The sequence below is a fragment of the Actinomadura rifamycini DSM 43936 genome, assembly GCF_000425065.1.
GTDB classification, from domain to species: domain Bacteria; phylum Actinomycetota; class Actinomycetes; order Streptosporangiales; family Streptosporangiaceae; genus Spirillospora; species Spirillospora rifamycini.
The window spans coordinates 1-10,201 of the sequence record NZ_AULB01000060.1 but is presented as its reverse complement, the minus strand read 5'-3'; the positions used below and the strand labels follow the sequence as shown (position 1 = coordinate 10,201).

Below are 10,201 nucleotides of genomic sequence, written 5' to 3'. Positions count from 1 at the left end.
GTCGGTGGCGTTCAGCCCCGACGGCGACACCCTGGCCGTCGGCGCCGACAACACCGTGCGGCTCTGGGACGTGGAAATGCCGGCGGACAAGGACCTTGCCGACTTGGTCTGCAAGGCGATGGGAGCGCTGACCCGCCAGCACTGGAGCCAGTACGCACCGGACGGGATCGAATTCCGGAAGGTCTGCCCCTGACCAACCCTCGCCCCGAAACGAACTTCTTACAGGCCGTTCGGCTGGCGGAGGCGCCGAGGCGATGACCTGCACAAGGTGACGGTCGGATTCTTCGAGCCGGTGTCCGCGTCCAGAGCTGTTCTGGGGCGGGCACCGGCTCGTCCGCTTGGTTGGCCGTCGCCCTCGAGAGGCATGTAGGCCCTACAGAGTCGTGGTTTCGCTGGTCGGCAGGCAAGGTCACCGCGCGGGCGCTCACCCGTGGCGATCTAATGGTCGTCCGGGTGCCGGACGACCGGATGCCGACACGCGAGCAAACATCGAGCTAACACGGGAACCAAATGAAGCATTTCGGGCTCGGGTTTGGGATCTTGGCAGTGGTAAGACCCCTGGTCAGGGGGTTGCGCGCCCGGCAGGATTCGAACCCGCGACCGTCGGATTAGAAGTCCGATGCTCTATCCAGCTGAGCTACGGGCGCTCGGCGACCGGCTGGACGCCGGGACACAGTGTATGGCGGAGCGTCGTCTGGCTCCACATCCATATCGCCGCCGTCGGCCGCGCCGGTGTGGTGCGGGGCATATCTTTGGTGGCCGTGGAAGGTGAGGTTCCGCTCTCCGGGACGGGGGGCGTGGTGCGGGTGGCGGACACGGTGCGGCGGCCGGCGGGGGCGCACAGTGCGGCCGTGCGGCGGTTGCTGCGGCATCTGGAGGAGGTCGGGTTCGAGGCGCCACGGGTGCTGGGGACGGACGAGTCGGGCCGCGAGGTGCTGAGCTGGGTGCCCGGGGAGGTGCCGGGGCGGCCGCTGCCGCGGTACGCGGGGACGGACGACGCCCTGCGGGGGGTCGCGGGGTTGCTGCGGCGGTACCACGAGGCGGTGCGGTCGTTCGGGGTGCCGGACGGCCCGTGGGATCGGGGGTCGTATCTCGACGGGGATCCGGAGGTCGTCGGGCACTGCGATGTGACGCCGGAGAACGTGGTGTTTCGCGGGGGGCGGCCGGTCGCGCTGATCGACTTCGAGTTGGCGCGGCCGACGCGGTGTTTGTACGACGTGGTGACGGCGCTGCGGCATTGGGGGCCGATCGCGGATCCGGCGGATCGGGACGCGGTGTGGTACGGCGTCGACGTGGGGCGGAGGCTCCGGGTGTTCTGCGACGCGTACGGGCTGTCGCGGGGGGAGCGGAACGAGGTGCTGCCGGCGGCGCGGGTGCGGTTCGAGCGGTCGTACGAGTCGATGCGTGCGAGGGCCCGGGCGGGCGGGAGCTGGGCGCGCGTCTGGCAGGGTGGTGCGGGGCTCCGGATAAGGCGGGCTCAGGATTGGCTGGAGCGTCACTGGGATGAGCTTGATTCGTGTCTCTGCTGAGGGCCTCGTCCTCGGGGTGCTTCTGGACGCGGCGGTGGGGGATCCGCGGCGGGGGCATCCGGTCGCGGGGTTCGGGCGGGTGGCCGCGCGGGTGGAGCGCTCGGTGTACCGGGACTCGCGGACGGCGGGGGTTCTGTACGCGGGGCTGCTCGTGGGCGGGGCGGGTCTCGCGGGGTTCGCCGTGGACCGGGTGTGCAGGGGGCCGTGGGCGACGGCTCTCGCGACGTGGGCGGTCCTCGGGGGGACGTCGCTGGGGCGTGAGGGTTCGGTGATGGCGGACGCTCTGGAGCGGGGCGATCTCGAGGCGGCGCGGGCTCGGCTGCCTCATCTGTGCGCTCGGGACCCGGAGGGGTTGGCGGCGGACGAGCTGGTGCGGGCGACGGTGGAGTCGGTGGCGGAGAACACGAGCGACGCGGCGGTCGCGCCGCTGGTGTGGGGTGCGGTCGCGGGGGTTCCGGGGTTGTTCGTCTACCGGGCGGTGAACACGCTCGACGCGATGGTGGGCTACCGGAACGCGCGGTACGAGCGGTTCGGGTGGGCGGCCGCGAGGCTCGACGACGCGATGAACTGGGTGCCCGCCCGGGTGACGGGGGTGCTGGTGGCGGTGCTGGGCGGGCCGGGTGCGTGGCGGGTGCTGGTGCGGGACGGCGGGAACCATCCGAGCCCGAACGCGGGGCGGTGCGAGGCCGCGTTCGCGGGGGCGCTCGGTGTCCGGCTGGGCGGGACGAACGCGTACGGGGGCCTGGTGGAGCGGCGTCCGGAGATGGGGGACGGGCGTGCGCCGGAGGTGCGGGACGTCCGGCGGGCGGTGCGGTTGTCGGCGGCGGTGACGTTCGCGGCGGCGGGGCTGGCCGCGGTGGCGGCGTGGCGGCGCGGGTGAGCGGGCTGCTGGTGGCGGGGACCACCTCGGACGCGGGCAAGAGCGTGGTGACGGCGGGGCTGTGCCGGTGGCTGCGGCGGAAGGGCGTGCGGGTGGCGCCGTTCAAGGCGCAGAACATGTCGCTGAACTCGATGGTGACGGGGGACGGCGCGGAGATCGGGCGGGCGCAGTTCATGCAGGCGCAGGCGGCGGGGGTGGAGCCGCGGGCGCTGATGAATCCGGTGCTGCTGAAGCCGGGGAGTGACCGGCGGAGCCAGGTGGTGGTGCTGGGGCGTCCGGTGGCGGAGGTCGACGCGCTGGAGTACGGGCGCCACAAGGAGCGGCTGCGGGAGGTCGTGCGGGAGTCGCTGGAGGAGCTGCGCGGCGAGTTCGACGTGGTGGTGTGCGAGGGGGCGGGGAGCCCGGCGGAGATCAACCTGCGGGCCGGGGACATCGTGAACATGGGGCTGGCGCGGGCGGCGAACCTGCCGGTGGTCGTGGTGGGCGACATCGACCGCGGCGGGGTCTTCGCGTCGCTGTTCGGGACGTTGGCGCTGCTGGAGCCCGCGGATCAGGCGCTGGTCGCGGGGTTCGTGATCAACAAGTTCCGGGGCGCCGCGGAGCTGCTGGAGCCGGGGCTGGAGCGGTTGCGGGAGCTGACGGGGCGGCCGGTGCTGGGGGTCCTGCCGTGGAAGCTCGGGCTCTACCTGGATTCGGAGGACACGCTGGCCCTGGACGCGCCGCGGCCGGACGCGCGGCCCCCGTACGGGCGGGAGACGCTGCGGGTGGCGGTCGTGCGGTTCCCGCGCATCTCGAACTTCACGGATCTGGACGCGCTGGCCTGCGAGCCCGGGGTGGCGGTGCGGTACGCGGCGAGCGCGGGCGACCTCGCGGACGCGGACCTGGTCGTCCTGCCGGGGACGCGGGCGACCGTGAGCGATCTGGCGTGGCTGCGGGAGCGGGGGATGGCGGACGAGGTCCTGCGGCGGGTGCGGGAGGGCCGGCCGGTGCTCGGGGTGTGCGGCGGCTACCAGATGCTCGCGAGAGAGATCCGCGACGACGTGGAGTCGGGCCGGGGGCGCGTGGCGGGGCTCGGGGCGCTGCCCGCGACGGTGGTGTTCGGCCGGGAGAAGGTGCTCGGACGTCCGAGCGGGACGGCGTACGGGGAGCCGGTGGAGGCGTACGAGATCCACCACGGCGTGGTGGCCGTGGAGGGCGGCGAGCCGTTCCTGGACGGGTGCAGGGCGGGCGGCGTCTGGGGGACGACGTGGCACGGCGCGATGGAGAACGACGGGTTCCGGCGGGCGTTCCTGCGGGACGTCGCGGCGGCGGCGGGGCGGGACTTCGCGCCGGCGCCGGACGTGTCGTTCGCCGCGCTGCGGGAGGCGACGCTGGACGCGCTCGGCGATCTGGTGGAGGAGCACCTCGACACGGACGCGGTGTGGCGGCTGATCGAGCAGGGCGCGCCGGCGGGTCTGCCGGTGGTGCGTTCCGATGTCAAGGGTCGGTAAGGGCCGGGACGCGCGGGACGGGTGCGGCGGTAGGGTGATCCACTCGAAGGTGCGGCCGACGTATCAGGAGGAAAGCCCCGTGACCGACCCGAGTCTCATCGTCCCGCTGATGAAGGCGCGGGTGCCGGCCGAGGTGCAGCTCGAGTTCCCGCTCCCGGCGGACGAGGAGCCGGTGCGCGACCCGTTCGCCGGCGACCTGTACGTGACGTACGCGCTGGAGCACGCGGACGAGAACGGCCGCCGCTACGAGCACGTGGCGCGGCGGCACTGCGCGGAGCTGGGCGTGGAGCCGGGCGACCTGCGGGCGCGGGCGGTGCTGAACCTGCGGGACCGGCGTCCCGAGCTGGGCCTGAACTGGTACCCGGACGTGCGCGCCGTGACGGTCGCGGTGGGCGGGCTCGAGGCGAGCCTGCTCCTGGACGACGGGTTCCTCGACAAGCTCGCGCAGGACGTGGAGGGCGACCTGGTGGTGGCGGCGCCGGCGCGGGACGTGTTCGTCGCGTCGGGCACCGGTCACCCGGAGGGCGTCGACAAGCTGCGCTGGGCGGTCGCGCAGGTGTGGGCGCGGGACGCCGACCCGGCGTGGGACGCTCCGGCGTCCGCGCTGCTGGGGCACGACCTGCTGGTCCGGCGGGAGGGGTCCTGGGGGATCCTCACGACAGTGTCCTGAATTCGGGCCACAGGTCGGTCCAGGTGCCGCGGAGGCCGCGGCAGATCCAGACGGGCTTGCCCTGCTCCTCGTTGTCGAGGCCGACGCCGTTGTCGATGCGCCCGGCGGGACGGACGTCCGTCCAGAAGCGCCGGAGCCGCGCGGCGCCCGCGACGCTTTCCGGTCCGACGACGACCGCGGTGGTCGCGGTGTCGGGCGGGCGCCCGAAGTACCAGTAGCCGTTGTGGCCGCTGTAGGCGCGGGGGAGGCCGAGGTCCGGCCCGTACCGGTCGAGCGCGCCGGCCTCGCCGTAGTTGCCGACGATGATCGTCGCCGGTTCGCCCGGGGGGAGCGTGCGGTGCACGCGGGCGACCTCGGCGGCGAACCGGGGCCAGCCGACGGTCTCGGCGCCGTCGGCGTTCACGGCGGGCTGCGGGGTGCTCGCGAGCGTCGCGACGGGGTAGACGGGCAGCGTGAGCAGGACGGTCGACACGCCGGTGACCGCGTAGGCGGGGGCGGACGCGGCCCATCCCCAGCCGCGGGGCGCGCCGCGCCGCTCGACCTCGACGGCGCCCGCCGCCCACAGCGCGGCCCACAGCCCGGAGAGGTAGTACGGCTTGCCGGCGGTGGCGAGGAAGGCGATGTTGAGCAGCAGGTAGGCGTGGCCGACGAAGCGGTACGGGGCGAGGTCGGCCGACCGGTAGAGCCGCCACAGCCCGTAGATCCACAGCCAGGACAGGACGACGCCCGTCAGCACGAGCTGGAACGGCAGGAAGCCGGGCCGGCCGCCGAAGTCGGCGTCTCCGGCGATGGCGTCGGCCATGTCGAGCTGCGGCCAGCCGTGCCGGGCCTGCCAGAGCAGCCCGGGGACGGCGGCGGCGACGGCGAGGGCGGCCCCGGCGGCGAGCGGCGGGCGGCGGAGGAGGTCGCGGGGCCCGGCGATGAGGAGCCCGGCGACGAGCGCGGCCAGCGCGACGGGCGCCAGGTACTTGACGTTCACGGCGACGGCGGTGACCGCGCCCGCCGCGAGGAGGAGCCGCTGGTCGCGGGTCCGCACCCAGCGGATCGCCAGCCAGGCGAGCACGGTGGTGAGCAGCATGTCGAACGCCGCCGTGGAGAGGGTGTGCCCGGACGCGATCGCGAACGGGCACACGGCGTACGCCCCGGCGGTGAGGAGCTGCGCGCGGCGCCGCCCGCCCAGCTCGCGGGCCGTCAGCCCCGCGACGAGGACCCCGGCGGCGACGCAGAGGGCGGACGGGACGCGCAGCGCGACGAGCGAGTCGCCGAACAGGGCGGTGACCGCCCGGGCGAGCAGCGGGACGAGCGGCGGCTGGTCCGGGTAGCCCCAGTCGAGGTGCCGTCCGGCGACGCGGAAGTACAGCTCGTCGCGGTGGTAGCCGTAGCGCGCGCCGAGGGCGAGGAGGACGAGCGCGGCGCCGCCCGCGACGAGCAGCAGCGGCCGCCACGCGGACGGCGCCGGTGCGCCGCTCCCGGGCGGCCCGGGGTCGGGCGGGACGGGTTCGGACGGGTCGGGCGCCTCGGACGCGGGGGCTGACACATCCGCACCATATGTCGCAATGTGGCCCACGTCACGATAGGCCGGGTGTCCAGGCCCGGTCACGGATCCGGCGGCGCCGATATTGGGTGGGGGTTCCGCGGCGTCCGGCGTACCGTGCTGCCTCATGGTGACGCTGCATCGGCTGCTCGGGTTCTCCGCCGCCGACCCCGCGCAGGGGCGCGTCCCGCTGCAGATGATGGTGTTCGGGCTGGTGTTCGCGGTCCTGGCGCTGCTGTGCGACAGCGTGTGGGGCCTGGCCGCGGGGACGGCGCGGGCGTGGTTCGCGCGGTCCCCGCGGAGGCTGTCGGCGATCGGCGGCGCCGGCGGGATGATGATGATCGGGCTCGGCGTCACCGTCGCCGCGACCGGACGCAAGGACTGACGGCCGCCCCGGCGGGCGGGCGCCGGCCGGGGGCGCTACGGGTCCTTCGTGAGCGTCTGCGGCGCGGCGACCGGCGGCGTCCTGCCGAACCTGCGGCGCAGCGGGTAGACGGCGGCGACGACCGCGAGGCTGACCAGCGACGCGGCGAGCTGCGAGCGGCGCTCGTCCATGAGCGCCATCGAGACCAGGACGGCGCCGAGCGCGGCGATGACGAGCCAGGTGAGGTACGGGAACAGCCACATGCGGTAGGTGAGGCTGCCCGGGTCCTCGCGCTGCAAGCGCGCGCGCAGCCGCAGGTGCGAGAACAGGATCGCCAGGTAGACGAACGCGAGCACGACCCCGATCGAGTTCATCAGGAACGCGAAGACCTGGTCGGGGGACGTGTAGGAGGCGATGACCGCGGCCCACGCGGCGACCGTCCCGAGCAGGATCGCGCGGACCGGGACGCCGCGCCGGTTCAGCTTCACGAGCCCGGCGGGGGCGTCGCCGTCGCGGGTCAGCACGTACAGCATCCGGGACGAGACGTAGATCGCCGAGTTCAGCACGGACAGGACGGCGGTGAGGATCACGGCCTGCATCAGGGTGCCCGCGGCGGGGACGTCGAGGTGCTCGAGGGCGCTGACGAACGGGCTGGTGAGGACCTCGGCGGCGTTCCACGGCAGGATCGCGACGACGAGCAGGATCGAGAACACGTAGAAGATCGCGACCCGCCACAGCACGTTGCCGGTGGCCTTCGCGACGGCGCGGCCCGGCTCGGAGCTCTCCGCGGCGGCGACGGTGACGATCTCGGTGCCGCCGAACGCGAACATGACCGCGACGATCGCGGTGAAGATCGCGCCGATGCCGTTCGGCGCGAACCCGCCGTGCGCGGTGAGGTTGCCGAGGCCGCCGGGGGAGTCGGGCCACAGGCCGAGCACCCACAGGACGCCGAGCACGATGAACACCAGGATCGCGGCGACCTTGATCGAGGCGAACCAGAACTCGAACTCGCCGAACGACCGGACGGACACGAGGTTCACGGCCGTCATCACGACGAGCAGCGCGGCGGCGAGCGTCCAGGGCGGGAGGCCGGTCCACTCCGCGAGGATCGCGGCGCCCGCGACCGCCTCCGCGCCCACGAGGATGACGTACAGGTACCAGTAGATCCAGCCGATCGTGAACCCGGCGAACGGGCCGAGCGCCATCCGCGCGTACTCGGCGAGCGACCCCGCGACGGGCCGCGCGACGACCATCTCGCCGAGCGCCCGCAGGACGCACAGGACGAGCGCGCCCGCGGCCGCGTAGGACAGGACGGCCGCGGGGCCGGCGGTGCCGATCACGGCGCCGCTCCCGACGAACAGGCCGGCGCCGACCGCGCCGCCGATCGCGAGCATCGTCATGTGGCGGCGGCGGAGTCCCGTGCGCAGCCCCGCGTGGTGAGTTTCGGACATTCCCCTCGGATTCCCGTGCGCGCGTCGTGGACGGGTCCACCCTAGGTGACCTGTGCGAGTGTCGATATCCGGCATATGGGGCGTCCGGAATATGGGCGGCGGGCCGACGCCGTACGCTGAGGCCCTGCGAAGATCGAGACCGGAGATCGAGACCGAGGGAGGCCCGGATGGGCGAGGTCGTGGCGACGGACGTGCTCGGCCCCGGCTACGAGGCGATCGAGCTGCCGATGGGCCGGGACGCCGAGGGCGAGGTCGTCGCGACGCTGGTGCGGCGCCGCAGGCCCGAGCCGTCCCGCCGCGCGGTGCTCTACCTGCACGGGTTCGTGGACTACTTCTTCCAGCGGCACCTCGCCGACTTCTACACCGGCCTCGGGTTCGACTTCTACGCGCTCGACCTGCGCAAGTACGGGCGCTCGCTGCGGCCCCACCAGACGCCGAACTACATCGAGAGCCTCACCGAGTACTTCGCGGAGATCGACGCGGCCGTCCGGATCGTCCGGGAGCGCGACGAGCACGGGACGCTGCTGCTCAACGGGCACTCCACCGGCGGCCTCGTCGCCGCGCTGTACGCCGACCGGGTGCGCGGCAAGGGCGTGGTCGACGGCGTGTTCCTCAACAGCCCGTTCCTGGACATCAACGAGCCGTGGCCCATGCGCAAGATCGGCGCCGGGCTGGCCCGCGCGCTGCGCCCCCGGCTGCCGAAGGCGCCGCTGCCCGCCGGGCTGTCCGACCTGTACGCCCGGAGCCTGCACCGCGAGCACGAGGGCGAATGGGACTTCGACCTCTCCTGGAAGCCGCTCCTCGGCTTCCCCGTCCGCGCCGCCTGGCTGGACGCCGTCCGGCGCGGCCAGCTCCGCCTGCACCGCGGCCTCGCGATCGACGTGCCGGTGCTGGTGATGGCGTCCACCCGCAGCGTGCGCCCGTCCCGCCGGTCGCCGGACGTCTCGGGCGCCGACACGGTCCTCGACGTCGAGCACATGGCCCGCTGGGCGCCCCGGCTCGGCCCGCACGTGACGCTCGTCCGGGTGGAGGGCGGCCTGCACGACCTGGTGCTGTCGCCCGAGCCGGTGCGCGGGCGCGTGTTCGAGGAGCTGGCGCGCTGGACGAACGGGTACCTGCCGCCCGAACCGGCCCGCTGACCGCCCGCCGCGCGGGACGGGCGGCTAGCTGTTCTGTCTCGTGAGGTTGGGAACGCGGCTGGCTGGTGGGAGGCCGCCGAGTGCGGTGTGGCCGCGGTGGTGATTGTAGGTGTGCAGCCACCGCGGGAGTGCTCGGCGGCGTTCGGTCTCTGACCGGTAGGGCCGGTGGTAGGCCCATTCGTCGAGCAGGGTGCGGTTGTAGCGTTCGACCTTGCCGTTGGTCTGAGGCCGGTAGGGACGGGTTCGTTTGTGCGTGACGCCGGCCGTGGTCAGGGTGTCGTGCCACAGGCGTGATCGGTAGCACGATCCGTTGTCGGTCAGGACGCGCCGCACGGTGATCCCGGCTCGGGTGAAGAACGCCTGCGCCCGCTGCCAGAACGCTGCCGCCGTCTCCTTGGTCTCGTCGGACAGGATTTCGGTGTAGGCCAGGCGGGAGTGGTCGTCGACGGCGTTGTGCAGGTAGCCGTAGCCCAGGTTGGGGCGCCCGCCGGTGGTGCGGGGCCGGTGCGGGTCGCGGTGGGCCGAGGAGTTGCGGCCGCCGGCGGCGCGGCCGTGGGTTTTGTGGCCGCCGCCGTCGGGGATGTTGCCGAGTTTCTTGATGTCGACGTGCACCAGGTCGCCGGGCGCGTCGTGCTCGTAGCGGCGGACGGTGCGGCCGGTGGCGCGGTCCAGGTGGGCCAGGCGGGGCATGCCGTGGCGGGTCAGGACCCGGTGCACGGTGGCGGGGTTGAGGCCGAGCAGGTAGGCGATGCGGGCCGGTCCCCAGCGGCGCAGCACCCGGACCTTGATGATGCGCCGCTCGGTGCGGGCAGGGGTCCGGCGCGGGCTGCGGCGGGGCCGGGAGGACCGGTCGGCCATGCCCGCCTCGCCCAGTTCCCGGTACCGGGTCGCCCACCGCTGTGCGGTGCTCACCGAGACCTGGAACCGTTCGGCGGCCCGACGCAGCGGCCACCCGTCGGTGACCACGCATCGGGCCAGGCGCAGACGTCCGGTCTCGGTCAGCGGGGCGTTACGGTGGGGCATGAGGGCCTCCTGGGGGTCGGTGCAGATGTCGCAATCCACACCGAACCCGGAGGCCCTCCCTCACTTCAAGATCATCCGACCGTGCCGCCGCGTTCGCAACCTCCATGGTCAGTACAGCTAG

10 protein-coding genes and 1 tRNA gene are annotated in these 10,201 nt (G+C 73.8%); 7 read left to right on the top strand and 4 right to left on the bottom strand.

Features of this window, described 5'->3' with window-relative positions; all coding sequences use genetic code 11:
* On the top strand, nucleotides 1-193 hold a 193-nt coding region (locus tag H505_RS46015), incomplete at its 5' end, for a WD40 repeat domain-containing protein (RefSeq protein WP_211238619.1).
* A gap of 380 nt (nucleotides 194-573) precedes the next feature.
* Here H505_RS46015 and H505_RS0133155 read toward each other — a convergent pair.
* Nucleotides 574-647 (bottom strand) — tRNA-Arg (locus H505_RS0133155).
* 114 nt (nucleotides 648-761) lie between these two features.
* Between H505_RS0133155 and H505_RS0133150 the strand changes: the two genes are divergently transcribed.
* From H505_RS0133150 to H505_RS0133135, 4 genes are all read left to right on the top strand, one after another.
* Nucleotides 762-1,529 carry a phosphotransferase gene (locus H505_RS0133150; protein WP_169528896.1) on the top strand — a complete coding sequence of 256 codons (768 nt, stop codon included), beginning with the start codon at nucleotides 762-764 and terminating at the stop codon, nucleotides 1,527-1,529.
* Nucleotides 1,504-2,409, top strand: a complete 906-nt coding sequence (locus tag H505_RS0133145; protein WP_034521122.1) for a cobalamin biosynthesis protein — start codon at nucleotides 1,504-1,506, stop codon at nucleotides 2,407-2,409. Before H505_RS0133150 ends, H505_RS0133145 begins: the two co-directional genes overlap by 26 nt.
* Nucleotides 2,394-3,899 (top strand): cobyric acid synthase, encoded by a 1,506-nt coding sequence (locus H505_RS0133140; RefSeq protein WP_233617405.1) that lies wholly within the window; start codon nucleotides 2,394-2,396, stop codon nucleotides 3,897-3,899. The genes H505_RS0133145 and H505_RS0133140 overlap by 16 nt, the downstream gene beginning before the upstream one ends.
* A gap of 79 nt (nucleotides 3,900-3,978) precedes the next feature.
* On the top strand, nucleotides 3,979-4,569 hold the full coding sequence (locus H505_RS0133135; RefSeq protein WP_026405379.1) for a DUF1444 domain-containing protein: 591 nt from the start codon (nucleotides 3,979-3,981) through the stop codon (nucleotides 4,567-4,569).
* Here H505_RS0133135 and H505_RS0133130 read toward each other — a convergent pair.
* Nucleotides 4,553-6,106, bottom strand: a complete 1,554-nt coding sequence (locus H505_RS0133130) for an ArnT family glycosyltransferase (protein WP_211238618.1) — start codon at nucleotides 6,104-6,106, stop codon at nucleotides 4,553-4,555. The genes H505_RS0133135 and H505_RS0133130 overlap by 17 nt on opposite strands.
* Before the next feature lie 124 nt (nucleotides 6,107-6,230).
* On the opposite strand from H505_RS0133130, the gene H505_RS0133125 reads away from it, so the two are divergent.
* Nucleotides 6,231-6,488, top strand: coding sequence for a hypothetical protein (locus H505_RS0133125; RefSeq protein ID WP_026405377.1), 258 nt, complete (start codon nucleotides 6,231-6,233; stop codon nucleotides 6,486-6,488).
* 35 nt (nucleotides 6,489-6,523) lie between these two features.
* Here the strand turns inward: H505_RS0133125 and H505_RS0133120 are convergent, their stop codons facing one another.
* Nucleotides 6,524-7,918: an amino acid permease gene (locus H505_RS0133120; RefSeq protein WP_026405376.1), complete on the bottom strand. Its 1,395-nt coding sequence runs from the start codon at nucleotides 7,916-7,918 to the stop codon at nucleotides 6,524-6,526.
* Between the two features lie 167 nt (nucleotides 7,919-8,085).
* Between H505_RS0133120 and H505_RS0133115 the strand changes: the two genes are divergently transcribed.
* Nucleotides 8,086-9,057 carry an alpha/beta hydrolase gene (locus H505_RS0133115; RefSeq protein WP_034521120.1) on the top strand — a complete coding sequence of 324 codons (972 nt, stop codon included), beginning with the start codon at nucleotides 8,086-8,088 and terminating at the stop codon, nucleotides 9,055-9,057.
* A gap of 24 nt (nucleotides 9,058-9,081) precedes the next feature.
* Here H505_RS0133115 and H505_RS0133110 read toward each other — a convergent pair whose 3' ends face one another.
* A complete protein-coding gene (locus H505_RS0133110) occupies nucleotides 9,082-10,080 on the bottom strand; it encodes an IS481 family transposase (protein ID WP_026405374.1) in 999 nt (332 codons plus the stop codon).
* Nucleotides 10,081-10,201: the final 121 nt, after the last annotated feature.

What these genes read in the sequence shown, in the direction of transcription:
- H505_RS0133120 (WP_026405376.1), bottom strand. Translation starts at nt 7,918, where the DNA reads ATGTCCGAAACTCACCACGCGGGGCTGCGCACGGGACTCCGCCGCCGC.
- H505_RS0133145 (WP_034521122.1), top strand. Translation starts at nt 1,504, where the DNA reads ATGAGCTTGATTCGTGTCTCTGCTGAGGGCCTCGTCCTCGGGGTGCTT.
- H505_RS0133115 (WP_034521120.1), top strand. Translation starts at nt 8,086, where the DNA reads ATGGGCGAGGTCGTGGCGACGGACGTGCTCGGCCCCGGCTACGAGGCG.
- H505_RS0133125 (WP_026405377.1), top strand. Translation starts at nt 6,231, where the DNA reads ATGGTGACGCTGCATCGGCTGCTCGGGTTCTCCGCCGCCGACCCCGCG.
- H505_RS0133110 (WP_026405374.1), bottom strand. Translation starts at nt 10,080, where the DNA reads ATGCCCCACCGTAACGCCCCGCTGACCGAGACCGGACGTCTGCGCCTG.